We start from the raw sequence: 14,806 nt of genomic DNA, 5'->3' as shown, positions 1-14,806 counted from the left end.
GGTTTGATACGAAAAATCAGACATTCGGCCACGATCACAGGTAGTTGAGAATGCTCAGACCCTGCATGCGGGCCGTGACCGCATAGGTGGTCTCAAGCTGTGTCAGAGCCGTGTTGAGACGCACCGACGTTTCCTCCAGATTGACGTTTTCAAGGTCGTTGATGCGCCGGTTCAGGATGTCGGTTTGAACCTTCAACCGTTCACTCGCCAGCTTGACCTGCTCCTGCACATTGCCGAGCTTGCCCATCTGGCTGGTGACGTCGGCGATACCGGTGCCGAGCTTCTCGATGGCCTTGTTGACCACCACCTTCCAGGTTTCGGGATCAAGGTCTTCGTTACCGAGGTCGGACATCATCGTGTAGGCCGCGGCCAGGTCTCTGAAGGCCTGCTCGTTTGCGCTGACGGAACTGGACACCGTTTCACTCGCCGAAATACGGCTGACCATCACGTTGCTGGACGCACTCGACCAGGACGTGCCCCAGGCTGGGTTCTGGAACATCGTCTCGAAGGCACCGTTTAGATAAGTGGACATTGCCGCAGGTGTGATGCCCGAAACGCCCGGGTTGGATTGGGCCATCCCGAACTCGGTCATGAACGCTGCATCGGCGGCCAATTTGTTCGGAGACGTCGGATCGGAATAATCCGCGAAGGGTTCCTGGTCCGTATTGATGCCGGCAAAGACGAAATTGCCGTTGAGCTGGGTGTTCAGACGGGACGTCAGAAGCTCCAGATTGCCGACGGCATCCGCCTTGACGATGTCCGAACTGCCGTTGTTCTCACGCAGGGCCACAAGGGTCGCCAGAAAGTCCTGCGCATCCGTCAGTATGTCGCCCATTGCCGCCTGGCTGACATCGAGCCGCGACGCGGTGAGCGCGTTGGTATCCATGATGCCATTGAGAAAATGAAACTCGGACCGAAGCGACACGCTTTCGCCGGTCTTGGTCCCAAGATCCAGGCCGACGTCGTATTTGCGGCCGGAGGACAGCTCGATGCTGAGCTTCTGCACGAGGCTGGACTGGTTCTGGATCTGCCGGCGAGACGCATCGGCGAGTGTGATCGTGGAGATATAGGTGGTTTTCATAACTGTTACCTCGCCGCGGCCAGAAGGTCTTCCAGCATGCCGTCGACGGCGCTGATGAGCCGTGTCGCCGCTGAGTAGGATCGCTCGATTTCCAGTAGCAGCGTCATTTCTTCGTCGATGTTGACGCCTGTCTTGTTGTTGAGGTTTTCAGCCGTCCGACTGAGAATGACGGTCTGCACCTCGACATTGCTCGTCATGGTCTTTCGACCGGCTTCCAGCCAGCTGACGGATGAAGCGGCAAAGCCGGACAACGTGTCGGTCGGATCGAGTTCCACGCCGCTGTCGAAAACGGTGTCCTTGTCAAAGGCGGAAACCAGTTCCTGCAGACGGTCGGAGAACCCGGCAGCACCGGACGGGTTGTAGTTGTAATTGGGATCGAACGGGTCGGAGATGCCGCCATCGCGCAACCTGTCCAGGTCGCCGCCCTGATCCGGATCGGCGTTGGCATTGACGACGATTTCCGCAGCAAGCCCGGTGATATGGGTGCCGGATGCCGGCACCGCCGGTGCACCAGACCACGTGAACAGGCCAGCCTGATCCGGATTGCCGCCACCACTCTGATCGCTTTCGGCGAAGGCTTCGATCAAACCACGCGCGATTTCGTCGAGCTGGCTCTGGTAGGTCACCGCGACTTCGTCGCGCAGTTCAGCAAGACCTTGCAGCCTGCCGGACTTGATCTCCATGAGTGCGCCCGGTCCCGCAACGGGAACGCCGTCCACCATCACGGAGTTACCCGTGGTAGCAGCACCATAAACAATGGTCGGCTCGAAGGTGACCGCTCTGGCCTTGGTTTCAAACAGCGTCACGCCGCTGTCCGTGTAGACCACAATATCGCCATTGCTGCGGTTCAGCGTGGTAATGCCGATTTCCTCGGACAGCTTGAGCAGAACCTGGTCGCGGCTGTCGTGGGCATCGGTGACATCAGCCCCCGATTGCGTTCCCCGCACGATAACCGAGTTGAGATCTTCGAGTTGTTTCAACAGCGTGTTGATCTCACGCACGGAGGTCGCCATGTCCGCATCCGCGTTGGTGCGCACATCCTGCACCAGTGCCGTTCCGGACTGGAGCGTTTGCACCATGTCCTTGGAGGCCTGCAGAACGTCCTGCGCCTGGATCGCGTTGCTGGGATCGGAAGCATAGTTTTGAAGCGACAGCTTCAGCGCACCGAGTTTTGCCGCAGCGGACATGTGGTTCTGGGTATCGCCTGTGGTTTCAGCGAGACGGGTAAGACCCGCCAGGACCGCTTCCTGGGAGGATCCAGTGGAGGTGGAGGACAGGAGCGACGAATACAGCGCGCTGTCCGTCACCCGGCCGATACCGTCGACCTTGAGGCCGCCGGCCTGACCGGTGTCGGTGTAGGTCTGGCTCAACAGAACGGATTTGCGCGAGTAGCCGGGGTCTTGAGCCCCGGCAATGTTTCGCGAAACCACGGAGGATTCTGTCTGCCTTGCGGCCAGCGCGGACTGGGCGACTTTGAGGGCTACAGACAAACTCATGACAATAACTTTCCGATTGGCGGGTGAGCCGTGTTAGCGGACCAGGTTGACGAGCTGCTCGAGCAGGTCGGAACCGGCCTTGAACACCTGGGAATTGGCCGTGTAGGTGCGCTGGGATTCGATCATCGAGGTGAGCTCGTTGCCGAGGTCGACGTTGGAGTCCTCAAGGCCACCAACCTTGATGCTGCCAAGGCCGCCCTCGCCCGCGAAACCGACCCGGACATCACCGGAATCGAAGGACGTGCTGTAGACGTTGCCGGATTTGTTGGAGAGCCTGTCAGGGCTCGGTACATCCGCCAGCGGGATCTTGTAGATCGCCCGGCGGTCACCGTTGGTGTAGATGGCAAACAGAGTGCCGTCGTCAGAGAATTCGACGTTCTTCACCGCACTCGGTGCGTTCCCGTCCGCATCAACGTTGGTGACCGTGAAATCGGCATTCAGGTAGGTCGACTGATCAAGATCCAGGTCGAAGGTGCCACCATTGGGAACCGCGATATTGATTGCGGTCGCACTGGCACCGGTGAGATTGCCTGTGGTGACGTCGAAGGTCAGCGTCTGGGTATTCAGTGCCGGAGCAGTATAGGGAAACCCGCCACCGGGTGCGGCATCTGCCGCGTTGTAGATCGAGACTTCCCAATCACTGTCTGCAGCCGTTTCCGTGACCTTGGAGTAATAGACATCCAGTTTCACCTCGTTGCCGAGGTTGTCGTACACGATCATGGACGTCTTGTGGGAATAGCTCGCGGTTGCTGCGTTGGCGGAGGGCAAATCCGCCGCCGGTACAATCGCCGCGTCTTCACTCACGTTCACGCGCAGGAACGCTTCGCTGGTGGGAGTGGCTTCCAGCTGGTTCTGGGTGATGTTGATCCGCTCCAGACCACCAAGACCGTTGGCAACGGTTGTTGGCGCGGTGTTGCCCGTGATCGGATAGCCCTGGAGATAATAGCCGGCCGTATTCAGGAGATAGCCATCTCCATCCGGAACGAAGTGACCGGCGCGGGTCAGAAAGCTTTCACCCGCCTCGTTGCCGACAACGAAGAAGCCGTTGCCATCCACCGCAAGATCAAGCTTCGACGTGGTGAAGCTGATGTTTCCCTGCTTGGAAACCTGGTACTGGGTGTGCGCCTCGACGCCGCCGGAGTTGAACGAGCCAGCCCCTTGCGAAACAACCAGTGAGGAAAATTCCGACTGGGCGCGCTTATAGCCTGTCGTGCTCGAGTTCATAATGTTTTCGGCAACTGTGCCGAGCTTGCTCGACTGTGCGTTCATGCCGGAAACGCCGGTTCGCATAACTCCGAAAAGGCCCATGACAGGTCTCCTGTGTCCAAATCAACTGGAGACAGTCAAACCGACCTAACTTGCGCGAAGCTGTTGCGAGAAAATAATTATTCTTTCCATTCAGATACTTAATTATGTAAAAATTTATCTATCAAACAAAACGAAAGCACCGGGCAAGCTGTCCGGTGCTTTTCAGAGATCAGGCGCCGCAGAATTGCTTGGACTGCTGTGTCCAGTTTCCAAAACCGGAAGCAACCATGTTGCGGATCACCGTGCAGACATACCGTTTTTGCGCGGGATCATTGTTCGGACCCGCATGATAGCGGGCAACAGCCATCGTCCAGGATCCCTGGCGCCGCCTCAGGTCCTTCAGGAACCTTGCCGCATATTGCACATTTGCACGTGGTTCCAGCATCTGATCCACCGAACGGAACTGGTCACCGTGGTAATGATGGTTGATCTGCATACAGCCGATGTCGATCAGCTTCTTGCCGTGCTGTTGCGCATCAATCACGTCCTGCTTCGCGGCTTGCCGGCTGGGAGGAAACACGGACTTTCCCTCGATATTGAGGGCATAGGGGTACAGCGAATTGCGCCGCCCGGTTTCCGTCAGCCCGACCGCATAAAGCACGCCGAGCGGCACGTTGTACTTTCGCGCAGCCGAGATCATCTCGCGTTCGCAAACGTTCTGGGTCTCGGCAGCCGCAGGCACGCTAACGGCGAGAGCACTAAAGATAGATGCCGTCAGAAAGGCTGATGTCAGAACCTTCCTCATGACCTGTTCCTCTTGTTGTTTCAGAAGCCTGATACGCGTCTTCTCTGGAGTTTTGGCCCGGACGCCCATTCTGCTGTCCGGCACCGTTGCCGGAACTCTGCGGTTGGCCGTCAAACGGGTTACCGCCACCAGCGCCATTCTGGTTCTGGGCCTGAGGGCCTGAAGCGTTGCTTCCCGCCTGGACCTGGATCCGGTCGTCTCCAGCCTGGATCGTGATGGCATCAGCCTTGACCCCGGTCGTCCTGAGCATCTGATCGAGCAGTTGCCGGTCTTGCTTCAGGAGTTCCGCAGTTTGCGCCCTGCTCGTTACAAGCGACACTTCCACTGTATCACCGACCATCCTGAGAGACACTTTCACGGTGCCGAGCTCATGTGGCGTGAGCTGGATATCCAGTGTTTTCAGAACAGGACCTTCCGCCTTGGCAGTTATGCCACCGTCAAGTGATGCGGAGCTGGAAGCCATATCCTTTACCGCAGCGGCGATCTGGTCACCCACCTGTTGCGCGGGGGAGAGTCGCATATTCGGTGCAAAGTGGGTTTCCTGGCGCAGAACCTTGACGGTGCCCGCCGCTTCGTCCGGCAACATGGACCGGCCAATAGCCCCACGTCCTTCGCCGTCGGAAATTGCCTCCGGTTCGACGCCGAACTGCGCGAAGAGCGAAGAAGTTCCGGTCTGTGCAGGTCCATCGGGATCACCAACCGGCATGCCGTTGGCCTGCCCTTGCAGGAGCGAAGGCATAGGGGCTGCACCAGACTGGGCCTGCGACGAGGGAACCTGCCCGGGTTTTCCAGCCAGCACCGCATTTAGCGACAACCCCACATGCGCTGCCGAACTCTGCAACATGGTTTCGGCCTTCGGGTCCGTTTGTCCCTCGACCGCACCATCCAGGCCCTCGCCATCCTTCGCCTTGCGTGACAGTGCGTTCTGGGAAGCCTGACGCAGGGCATCGACAAGATTGCTGGTCGAAAACGCCGCAGAACCAGCCGCCTGTTCCTTGCCGGAACCGGTCTTGCCGTTTGCATCACCCGTAGCCCCGTCTGCCTGATCAGATGTTTCAGACCCGGGTTTTCCTGCCGCATCTTCGGCAGCATCGCCTTTTTTCATGTTCTGCATGACGGCCTGGAATGCAGCTGCGGCTTCTTTGGAAGAGGTTTGCCCGCGCTCGCCCGTTCCAGCGTCCGTCGACTTGCCGGACTTCGGCGCAGTCGGAACGAATGCCTGAGTGTTAACGCTCATCCTGTTCTCCCAATTGAGCGAGGGACTTTCCCGTCCGGCGCAACAGAACATTCGCAAGTTCCATGTCCGCGCTGACCCAGCTTTGATCTTCAGGAGCGTCCATATTGGTCGCGACGTTGAATTCGCCGATCACGTTGGGCGGCGGCTCCGGAAAATGCCGGACCGAGTTGAGCACGGTATAGACGCCGTCAAGCATCGCCAGGTCCTGCGCTGTCAGGATCGACTTGTCGATCGACCACAACAGGTCTCGGTTGGCTGTAATGAACTCCGGGTCGAGACGGGTTGCCGCAAGATAGATCTTCAGGATTTCGTTTTCCTTGGTGCCGTCGACGGTTAGCGTCAGCGCTTCTCCCGTTGCCTTTCGCGCGACATTCAGATGGCCTGCCAGCAGGGCGGAACGGGCCAGCCGAAGATAAAGACCGCGCCTGCTGTCGGCATCGAATTCGTGCAGCACGTCATCCAGAAGCGCGAACTTGTCCTCGCTTTTGACAAATCCGAGCGTGTCCAGTGACAGGGCAAATCGCCTGCGGAAATCACCAGCGTAAACCGACGTGCGGAACCGGCGAAGATACCGGATGCTGAGAACTCGAAAGCGATCGACGTTCCCGGTCATCCCAGCGACGAAGACTTCCCGGCGAAGAGCAGCTTCCTCGACGAGCGTTCCAGGCATCAGTAGGCTGGCGACCTGAAGCAGTTCCATCGCCTTTTCCGGATCCGTGCGGATGTAGGGTGCAGCCTTTACCAGTGCGACATGTCCCCCCAGGCTTGCCGGCAGTTCCAGCGGATCGATCGCCGCCAGAAGAACGATCATGTCCTCTTCCCTGCCTTCGACATAGGCAAGCGACGCTTCCATGAGTTTGCGGTCGACAGCGGGTGCCGGATCGAGGGACAAGAGATACCGCATTACGTCTGGGTGTCCGCCACTCAGAAGATGGATGACGGCCGCCCGCGCGTTGCGTGGTTCCTGCCACGCGTCGGCTGGCAACACGACGAAACTTGCGTCCATCTTTGTCAGCAAGGCTCGCTGCGCCTGCATCACATGGCTGTTGCCCTGTGCGATCTGCTCTTGCAAGGACTGCAGCGACCGGATCATTTCAAATGGTTCCGGATCCGAAGTCTGCTTACCAACCTGCTGCGCCCAGCCTGCCGACACCCAGAAGACGGCCGCAATCAAGCCAAGGAGCAGACCTTTGAAGCAAGGGATCCTGATGGAAAGGCAGCGCATTACCGAGCCCCTTCCAGCAAGTAGATCTCAATCCGCCTGTTGGAGGCAGCAAGAGGATCGGAAGGAACTTTCAGATCCTGATCGGCGTAGCCTTCGACTCGGTTGAACCTGTCCTTGCCGACACCTCCGCGAGTGAGCATGTAGAGAGCCATGTGAGCGCGTGCCGACGACAAGCGCCAGTTGTCATAGGTCTTGCTTTTGAAAGGGCGCGCGTCCGTATGACCCTTGATGACAATCTGTCCCGGAGTTTCGGCAACCACCTTGCCAATCCGTTCAAGCAGTTTGACGAGTTCCGGGCGTGGCTCGGCAGACCCGATGGCGAACATACCGAAGTTCTGGTCGTCGGTAAGGCTGATCAAGGCTCCCTCACCTTCTCTCGTCACCGTAATCTGACTGGCGGTTTCCTCAAGAGCTGTCCCCTCAGTCTGGGCAAGGACTTCCGAAAGACGGGCGACCAGTACCTCGGCGCTGCTTTCCGTGAAGTCTTCTTCGTAAGTGCCCTCACCGTCTCCGGTACCAATGACCGTTTCTGTCTGGACTTCAGCGATCACCTCGGTTGAAGACGCCTGAAGCGACTTGCCAAGCACATGAGCGACGACCTGATCCGTCGTATCCCCGTTGTCGGGAAGTGCGCCGTTGCTGACAAATTCAAAGGACGTCGTTCCGGATTGTTCCGCCATGTAGTCCCCGTTGCTAGGCCCATTTCCAGGGGCAGCGTTTCCGTTTTGCCGGGTAATGCCGGTCTCAGGTTGCGTGCCATCTTCAAACGGCGCAGCAAAGGCGAATTCACCGGCCAGAGCCTGGGTAGAAGGCGCGGTACCATCGCCCGGCAAACTTACGTCAGGAGCTGCCTCGGCACTGGCGACACCTCGGCCAGGACGGAACTGCCAGAACATCGGATCAAAGGGATCCCGATAGGCCTGCCCACCCTGAACGCCTTCGTTTTTCTGAAGACCTGTGCCTATACCCTTTGGGTTGTCCTCCCGCACATCGGCGACACGGATTTTCTGCGAAAGGGTGTCGAGTACGGCATAGGGATCCGTGAAAAGGATCGATTCCGAATGGGTCTGGGTAAACTGCCCAGAGGCCGGAGCCCCACCCATCTCCGGTGTCTCGACCACCTCCTCCAGTCTGTGTCCCTTGTCCAGGCCATCACCGAAGTTCTCATCCTGATCGACCGGCGCATCAGACCCACCCAATTTGCCGGTGAAAAGCTTGGTGCCGGCTTCGTTGGTATCGCCGTTGATCTCCGGATCGTTCAGGCCCTTGCGGTTCGGAGCCGTGGAGGCAAGTTTGACCGGGTTGAAATACTGCGCAACGCCGCGACGCACGCTGTCGTCGGTCACATTGATCAGCCACATGACCAGAAAAAAGGCCATCAATGCGGTCATGAAATCCGCGTAGGCAATCTTCCAGACGCCATGTGGCAGCTGATCGTCTTCCCAGCTGTTCTTGCGCCGGACAATTACGATTTCATTCGGGACGCCGTCCAACATCAGTCTGCCTCCCCTTTCAAGGCTTCAAGCTGGCCGAGCCATTGTCCGAGCCGTGTTTCAATGGTTGTCTCGTCAAGCAGAGCCACCAGTTCGACCTGATCAGCATGCTGAACGTCGATCCGGTCTCTCAAGGCCGGCAACTGCTCCAGCACTCGGCTGACCAGAGTTTCCGGTCCGCGCAGCCTGATCATTTTGCCCTCCGTTTCCTCGGTCAGTTGCCGAAGATTGCCGGCAAAGGCATCGACCAGCTGGTCGACGATCTGCTCTGTCAGGAAAGGTTGAAGAAGCTTGGAAAGCGAATAGGAGATCCGCTGCTCCATAACATTGAGGAAGCCTTCGATGGAGGCGCTCACGTTGGCCGATTCACGCATGTCGAACCGGTCACGCTCGTCTTTGAGCTGCCTTGCGTGCTCCTCGCGCTCCTGTTCCAGGATGGCCTGAAAATGAGCCATCGTGCGGTCACTGCCTTCCGCCAGGCCGCGCTCGTATTCGGCCTGAAGCTGTTCTTCCAGGCTGGGTTCGGGCACAGCTTCCTCGCAAGGCTCCAGAACGTCCACGAGAGCGGGGTCGAATGCACCGAAGGACTTGAATCTGGAGGCGGACAGGACGGGAATATGGGAAGCGATTGAGGTGGTCATTAGATGCGCTCCGATTCATAGAGCCACTGGCGCAGGATCGCGGCAGACTGTTCCTCGTTGAACTCCAGCAAGGATTCCAGCTTCCGGAGCGCGGACTTGTTGCGCCGGCTGTTGAGGTCCTGCAGCATGTCGGAATGATCCGGCGGCATCAGGAAGGTCTGATCCCCGTCGACTGCTTCTGCAGTCCCTTCCGCAGTCTCCGGCAGCATTCCGAGTTCGGCCATTTCGACCTGCGGCTTGGCCATTTGCGGCACCAGGGCAGCCACGGCAGGCCGCAGACCGAACCAGATCACCAGCATCGACACGGTCAGGATTGCGAGCGCATTGATGATGTTGCCGGACTGGCGCATCAGATATTCGGTGATGCTGATCGGCGGGATCGGCTCCATGGCCCGGCCGCCGTCAATGAAGTCGACGACAGCAACCTTGACCAGGTCTCCCCGTTCTTTTTCAATCCCCGCAGAAGAAGCAACCAGTGCTTCGATTTCCGTCAGCTGTTCATCCAGTTGAGCCTGGGTCGGTTCGCCGCCAAGAGACTGCGCAAGACGGGACTTATCAACCAGAACCGCAATGGACAGACGGTCGACACGATAGCCATCCTGAGACGTCTCGATGCGTTTGGAGGAGATCTCGTAATTAACGGTTTCCTCGCGCCGCTCGTTTTCTTCGCTGGAACGCTCACCGTTGTCCGCGGACACATCCTCTTCAGGAAGGTTCTGCTCGACCGTTGTCGGTGCCGAGACGCTGGAGTTCTGAGCGTTCTCGTTTTCGCGAATGGTCCGGATTGAGCGCTCGGTCCGCGAGTCCGGATCGAAAATCGTCTCGGCAATCGTCTTGCGGTCCGTGTTCAGCTCCGCGGCGACACTGACCTCGAAGTTGTCCAGGCCAAGATATGGCGTCAGGGTCTTGCGAATGTTTTCCTGGATCCGGCTGCTGACAGCCGTCTCGAGGCTGGCAAGCTGGCCTGCGGAGGCCTTGGTCGGATCCTGGCCGGCCGCCAGGATACCACCGGACGTGTCGAGCACTGTAACCTTGTCGGCTTGCATGCCCGGAACACCGGCAGCAACCAGGTGGCGGATGGCATCGGCGGTTCGTACATCGTCTGGCACATCGGAACGGATGACGACAGATGCCGACGGCGGCTGCTGATCGCGCCTGAAAGATCCTTTCTCTGGCAACACGATATGAACGCGCGCTGCCCGGATCCCCTTCATGAGCTGGATGGTTCGGGCAAGCTCACCTTCAAGCGCTCGCACCCGTGTCACTTCCTGCATGAAGGAGGTCAACCCAAGCGACCCCAACTCGTCGAAGAGCTCGTAGCCGGAGTTGGCTCCACGCGGGAGACCCTTTTCGGCCAGAAGCATGCGCGCCTTGGCTGTCTGCGCATGGCTCACCATGACGGCGGTGCCTTCCGAATTGATGTCGAAAGGAATGCCGGCGTCCCGCAGCGCGGAACCGATGCGAGTGACGTCTTCACCGTCGAGACCCGTATAGAGGACGGTCTGTTCCGGTCGGCTCAAGTAATATGCTCCCGCGCCGACGGTCGCGATTGTAGCGAGCCCGATCAAGGCGAGCGCGACAAGTCTGCGCACTCCCAGTTCCATCAGGTTTGCCCATAGTTTTTCGGCGTGTTCACGGCCCGGCATGCATAACCCCTTCATGCACGTAACGTTCTGTTTGAACCACTATCGGAACTGGACCTTGCGCGAGCCTGTCACCCGGGCCTGAAGACGGAAATTCTGGACACAAAAAAACCGCGCCCCGAAGGGCGCGGTCCTCTTGCCTGGAAATCCGGTCAGATAAACTGGTTGGATTAACGGAACAGGGACAGAATGTTCTGCGAACCCTGGTTGGCGATCGACAGAGCCTGGATACCGAGCTGCTGCTGAGTCTGCAGAGCCTGGAGGCGGGTCGATTCTTTGTTCATGTCAGCATCCACGAGCTGGCCGACACCACGGTCGATCGAGTCGATCAGAGCGGACACGAAGTCCTTCTGCAGATCAACGCGCTTCTTGGTGGAACCGAGCAGGGTTGCGGAGTCTGTGATGAGGCCCAGAGCTTCGTCGACATCCGAGATCATGCCTTCCAGAGTGGTCAGGTCGGCAGCGCTGTCCGTCAGAGCGGAGATGTCGATGGTGTCGACAACGTTACCGTTCGTCAGAGCACGATCGAGGATACCGGTACCACCACCAGTGGTGTCATAGAGCTGGGTAGCGGTGATATCAACCGTGGTCGTCAGAACGGAAACCGCACCACCGACGCGGGTGAAGGAGCTGACGATTTCTTTCGATGTAACGGTGGTCACGTCGGAAGACAGCCAGTTTTCACCGTTGAAAACAGCGGATTCGGCAGTCGACTTAAGCTGGTTCTGCAGTTCGTTGATGTCGGACTGGATCTTGCCGCGGTCGACACCCGGAGTACGGGCAGCAACAAGCTTGGCTTTGATTTCGTTCATGACATCAACAGTGCTGTCCATAGCAGTGTACATGACGTCGACGGTCGCAGCACCCAGACCCAGAGAGTCTTCAACGGCGCTAAGAGCCATGTTGTCAGAACGCATGGTGGTTGCGATGGACCAGTAGGCAGCGTTGTCTTCCGCGCCGGCAACGCGATAACCGGTGGAGATGCGGTTCTGCGTCTCTGCCAGGTTGGCGCTGGTGTTCCGCAGAGTCTGCAGAGCGGTCATTGCGGAAGCGTTCGTCATCAAGCTAGACATGATATGTCCCTTCAATGTGTCAGTGTGTACTGGATTGGATTGGGACATGCCGGGTTTGCACCGGCACAGCAGGAGCAGCGTCATGCTTTTGAACCGTGGGTAGTTTGGGGTTCAACCTGCTGTGAAAATGACCCTAGCGGCTCAATCTTGCGTGAAGCTTACGTCGATACGGGCAATTTGATCTTTTTCGAATTTCTCCAAGGCCTAATCTTGGACCAAAAGATATAGTCGCGCGCGATCTTATCGCCAAAACAAAAAAGCGGAGCCTTTCGGCCCCGCCCTTTTGCGCCCCGACGCCTCCGTCGGTTACAAGAATGATCGCACAAGACTACCGACCAGAAGGTTCCATCCGTCGATCAAAACAAAGAACAACGCCTTGAAAGGCAACGATATGATTGTTGGTGGCAACATCATCATACCCATGGACATGGTGATCGTTGCGACGATCATATCGATCACGAGAAAAGGCAACGCGATCAAAAATCCGATTTCGAAACCCCGGCGCAACTCGGAAATCATGAAAGCCGGGATCAAGACACGCAGTTCAACTTCCTCTGCAGAGGCCGCTTCGTTTTCTGTCACGCGGCCGGCCGCAAGATCATCAAAGAGAACGAGATCTTCTTCGCGCACCTGGCTGAGCATGAAGTCCCGGAAGGGCGTTGTGATCCGCACATAGGCCTCTTCCTCGGAGATCTCGTTGTTCATCAGAGGCTGAACACCCTGCTCCCAGGCTTTGTCGAAAGTTGGAGCCATGACGTAAAAAGTCATGAAGAGGGCCAGCGAAATGAGGATCAGGTTACCCGGTGTTGTTTGAAGACCTATACCGGACCTCAGGAACGAGAAAGCGATCACGAAACGGGTGAAGCTCGTCACCATGATCAGGATGCCCGGAGCCAGAGAAAGCACCGTCAAGAGTGCAATCATCTGGATGATGCGGCCGCTGGCACTGCCCTCTCCTGCAGGTAGCAACGCAGAAAGATCCGGCACCTGGGCAGCCGCAGCCCCCGTCATCGCGACCAGTACAAGGCCGGCAACAAGAAGACGGCTCATTGAATAACCACCGATTCCAGAATGACTTCGTTCACCTGACCTTTGGTGCGTGTCTGAGCGCGCTCGGTGAGATCTTCGCGAAGATGCTGCAAACCGATCCCCCCTTCCAGATGAGAGAGCGTAAGCGTGCGCATGTAGCCTAGAAAATCGTCCTCGACCTTTTTCTTGAGCACACCGACATCACCGTCCGGATCGTCTTCCAGAAGAATTGACGCCTGCAACCTGATCCAGGCGTCTTGCGGCGATGCCAGATTTGTCACGAGCGGTTCAAGCGTCTGCAGGCGTGTCGAAGGCGAAAACGGCAGCGTTTCGGTAAAGCTCTGTTGCTGGCGAAGCCGGCCATGAACTTCCTCTTCCGTATAGTCCGCAACATATTTTGCAAGGCCCGCTCCAGCGCCACCGCCAATCAGCGTCAGGAGCACCAACGCCGCGACGAAACCGGAGCTGCGCTGATTTTCCCGCGCACCCTCAAAAGGAACTTCAATGATATTAGGCATTTGGGTCTTTCCGGTACTTTCAGGAAGGGCTCAGAAGGGCGTCACGATGTCGTAGATCTGCTGCCCCCAGGCCGGTTGCTGAACCTCGGTGATCCTGCCGCGGCCACCATAGGAGACCCGCGCTTCGGCAATCTTGTCGTAAGGAATGGTGTTGTTGGCCTGAATGTCCCGCGGACGTACGATCCCGGCGATTTGCAGGATGCGCATCTCGAAGTTGACGCGCATTTCCTGCGAGCCGGAGATCACCAGGTTGCCATTCGGCAGCCGGTCCGTGACGACGGCGGCAACGGACAGCTGGATTTCTTCCGACCGATCGATAGAGCCGGAACCCGCGGAACCGGAGCCGGAATCAACGCCAAGATTGCCGCTGCCACCATGCCCGATGCCATCCCAGTCGTAATCCATGGTGCCACCCCAACCGATATCGGAAGTGCGGCGGCGATCCGAACTGTTGTCCATGTTCGCGCGGTCATTGATCTGGATGGTTACTGTCAGCACATCACCGACCTTCTTCGCACGCGGGTCTGCAAAGAAATTGTCGCGACCGCTGGCCCACAAGGAGTTGTAGTCCTTGACCGTGCCCTGCCCGAAAGTGCTCAGCGGATAAGCTGCCGGCTGTTGAACGGCAAGGCCGTACCCGACCGGAGACATCTCCGGTGCGCGACCAACGTCTTCCAGCTGCCCGGCACAGCCGGTCAGCATCGCAGCTCCTAGGGAGATCACAAAAGCGCGCATCAGAAACTCCGTTGTATTTCGGGATGGGTCAGGCCCATCATCGATTGGGTTAGCTGGGCAGCACGGGAAGGCTCCATCTCATCGAGAATGCTGCTGGCAACACGGGCCTTCAGTTTCAGGAGAACGCCAACAGCGGCTTCCTCGTCGGTCGTCTGCAGCTGCGCCGCAGCTGCTTCCGGACGCATGCGCCCGATAATGGAGACAACCTGATCCTCGACTTCGTTGAGAAGGTCTTCGCGCCGCTCGACCCATTTTTCGAATTCGCGCTCTTTGCGCTGCAATTCTTCAATCCTGTCCCGGAGACTTGCCTCCAGGCTGATCAGTTTCCAGGTCTGCCACTTGATGCGCGCATCCGAAGCCGCTTCGGCGATGTTCTTGCAATAGAGCTCGCTGTCCTGTGGCGGTACGGGCGCAATCGCGCTTTCGCGTGCCTGCGGCTTCTGACGCGGCGCCTGGGCAATGGCCTGGCCGCCAAATGTGAGCGAAACTGCCGCAAGCACCAGAAGCGTGAATGTGCGGCCGCGGTCCAAATGTCGTGGCATAAGGCCTTCCCTTGTGCAGAACCTCTTTGACCGCACAATC

14 protein-coding genes are annotated in these 14,806 nt (G+C 58.2%); all 14 read right to left on the bottom strand.

Features of this window, described 5'->3' with window-relative positions; genetic code table 11:
* Positions 1-34: 34 nt before the first annotated feature.
* Positions 35-1,081 (bottom strand): flagellar hook-associated family protein, encoded by a 1,047-nt coding sequence (locus tag B0E33_RS25810; RefSeq protein WP_022998512.1) that lies wholly within the window; start codon positions 1,079-1,081, stop codon positions 35-37.
* A gap of 5 nt (positions 1,082-1,086) precedes the next feature.
* Positions 1,087-2,577: a flagellar hook-associated protein FlgK gene (flgK, locus tag B0E33_RS25805; protein ID WP_022998511.1), complete on the bottom strand. Its 1,491-nt coding sequence runs from the start codon at positions 2,575-2,577 to the stop codon at positions 1,087-1,089.
* Between the two features lie 33 nt (positions 2,578-2,610).
* Positions 2,611-3,885 carry a flagellar hook protein FlgE gene (locus B0E33_RS25800; RefSeq protein ID WP_022998510.1) on the bottom strand — a complete coding sequence of 425 codons (1,275 nt, stop codon included), beginning with the start codon at positions 3,883-3,885 and terminating at the stop codon, positions 2,611-2,613.
* A gap of 169 nt (positions 3,886-4,054) precedes the next feature.
* The gene (locus B0E33_RS25795; protein WP_062488687.1) at positions 4,055-4,630 is read right to left on the bottom strand and encodes a transglycosylase SLT domain-containing protein; all 576 of its coding nucleotides are present in this window, start codon (positions 4,628-4,630) and stop codon (positions 4,055-4,057) included.
* Positions 4,584-5,867 (bottom strand): flagellar hook-length control protein FliK, encoded by a 1,284-nt coding sequence (locus B0E33_RS25790; protein ID WP_167579600.1) that lies wholly within the window; start codon positions 5,865-5,867, stop codon positions 4,584-4,586. The genes B0E33_RS25795 and B0E33_RS25790 overlap by 47 nt, the downstream gene beginning before the upstream one ends.
* Positions 5,857-7,092 carry a MotC family chemotaxis protein gene (locus B0E33_RS25785; protein WP_077292793.1) on the bottom strand — a complete coding sequence of 412 codons (1,236 nt, stop codon included), beginning with the start codon at positions 7,090-7,092 and terminating at the stop codon, positions 5,857-5,859. The genes B0E33_RS25790 and B0E33_RS25785 overlap by 11 nt, the downstream gene beginning before the upstream one ends.
* Entirely contained in the window at positions 7,092-8,588 is a 1,497-nt protein-coding gene (locus B0E33_RS25780; RefSeq protein WP_077292792.1) for a MotB family protein, read from the bottom strand. Before B0E33_RS25780 ends, B0E33_RS25785 begins: the two co-directional genes overlap by 1 nt.
* Positions 8,588-9,226: a hypothetical protein gene (locus B0E33_RS25775; RefSeq protein WP_055654457.1), complete on the bottom strand. Its 639-nt coding sequence runs from the start codon at positions 9,224-9,226 to the stop codon at positions 8,588-8,590. The genes B0E33_RS25780 and B0E33_RS25775 overlap by 1 nt, the downstream gene beginning before the upstream one ends.
* Entirely contained in the window at positions 9,226-10,872 is a 1,647-nt protein-coding gene (fliF, locus tag B0E33_RS25770) for a flagellar basal-body MS-ring/collar protein FliF (protein ID WP_062488683.1), read from the bottom strand. The genes B0E33_RS25775 and fliF overlap by 1 nt, the downstream gene beginning before the upstream one ends.
* A gap of 167 nt (positions 10,873-11,039) precedes the next feature.
* Positions 11,040-11,942 carry a flagellin N-terminal helical domain-containing protein gene (locus B0E33_RS25765; protein ID WP_031268437.1) on the bottom strand — a complete coding sequence of 301 codons (903 nt, stop codon included), beginning with the start codon at positions 11,940-11,942 and terminating at the stop codon, positions 11,040-11,042.
* A 306-nt stretch (positions 11,943-12,248) separates the two neighbouring features.
* Positions 12,249-12,992 carry a flagellar type III secretion system pore protein FliP gene (gene fliP / locus B0E33_RS25760; RefSeq protein WP_077292791.1) on the bottom strand — a complete coding sequence of 248 codons (744 nt, stop codon included), beginning with the start codon at positions 12,990-12,992 and terminating at the stop codon, positions 12,249-12,251.
* Complete coding sequence (locus tag B0E33_RS25755; RefSeq protein ID WP_055654461.1) at positions 12,989-13,489, bottom strand: flagellar basal body-associated FliL family protein; 501 nt, start codon at positions 13,487-13,489, stop codon at positions 12,989-12,991. Before B0E33_RS25755 ends, fliP begins: the two co-directional genes overlap by 4 nt.
* A gap of 30 nt (positions 13,490-13,519) precedes the next feature.
* Positions 13,520-14,224, bottom strand: coding sequence for a flagellar basal body L-ring protein FlgH (gene flgH / locus B0E33_RS25750; protein WP_022998500.1), 705 nt, complete (start codon positions 14,222-14,224; stop codon positions 13,520-13,522).
* Positions 14,224-14,766 (bottom strand): MotE family protein, encoded by a 543-nt coding sequence (locus B0E33_RS25745; RefSeq protein WP_055654463.1) that lies wholly within the window; start codon positions 14,764-14,766, stop codon positions 14,224-14,226. Before B0E33_RS25745 ends, flgH begins: the two co-directional genes overlap by 1 nt.
* Positions 14,767-14,806: the final 40 nt, after the last annotated feature.

This window comes from Roseibium algicola (assembly GCF_001999245.1).
In the GTDB taxonomy this organism is placed as follows: Bacteria; Pseudomonadota; Alphaproteobacteria; order Rhizobiales; family Stappiaceae; genus Roseibium; species Roseibium algicola.
Note: the sequence above shows the minus strand (reverse complement) of the source record. Positions and strands in the feature narration are given on the sequence as shown.

Bases quoted from the DNA above. Each gene is read 5' to 3' on its own strand.
- B0E33_RS25810 (WP_022998512.1), bottom strand. From the start codon at position 1,081: ATGAAAACCACCTATATCTCCACGATCACACTCGCCGATGCGTCTCGC.
- flgK (WP_022998511.1), bottom strand. From the start codon at position 2,577: ATGAGTTTGTCTGTAGCCCTCAAAGTCGCCCAGTCCGCGCTGGCCGCA.
- B0E33_RS25800 (WP_022998510.1), bottom strand. From the start codon at position 3,885: ATGGGCCTTTTCGGAGTTATGCGAACCGGCGTTTCCGGCATGAACGCA.
- B0E33_RS25795 (WP_062488687.1), bottom strand. From the start codon at position 4,630: ATGAGGAAGGTTCTGACATCAGCCTTTCTGACGGCATCTATCTTTAGT.
- B0E33_RS25790 (WP_167579600.1), bottom strand. From the start codon at position 5,867: ATGAGCGTTAACACTCAGGCATTCGTTCCGACTGCGCCGAAGTCCGGC.
- B0E33_RS25785 (WP_077292793.1), bottom strand. From the start codon at position 7,092: ATGCGCTGCCTTTCCATCAGGATCCCTTGCTTCAAAGGTCTGCTCCTT.
- B0E33_RS25780 (WP_077292792.1), bottom strand. From the start codon at position 8,588: ATGTTGGACGGCGTCCCGAATGAAATCGTAATTGTCCGGCGCAAGAAC.
- B0E33_RS25775 (WP_055654457.1), bottom strand. From the start codon at position 9,226: ATGACCACCTCAATCGCTTCCCATATTCCCGTCCTGTCCGCCTCCAGA.
- fliF (WP_062488683.1), bottom strand. From the start codon at position 10,872: ATGCCGGGCCGTGAACACGCCGAAAAACTATGGGCAAACCTGATGGAA.
- B0E33_RS25765 (WP_031268437.1), bottom strand. From the start codon at position 11,942: ATGTCTAGCTTGATGACGAACGCTTCCGCAATGACCGCTCTGCAGACT.
- fliP (WP_077292791.1), bottom strand. From the start codon at position 12,992: ATGAGCCGTCTTCTTGTTGCCGGCCTTGTACTGGTCGCGATGACGGGG.
- B0E33_RS25755 (WP_055654461.1), bottom strand. From the start codon at position 13,489: ATGCCTAATATCATTGAAGTTCCTTTTGAGGGTGCGCGGGAAAATCAG.
- flgH (WP_022998500.1), bottom strand. From the start codon at position 14,224: ATGCGCGCTTTTGTGATCTCCCTAGGAGCTGCGATGCTGACCGGCTGT.
- B0E33_RS25745 (WP_055654463.1), bottom strand. From the start codon at position 14,766: ATGCCACGACATTTGGACCGCGGCCGCACATTCACGCTTCTGGTGCTT.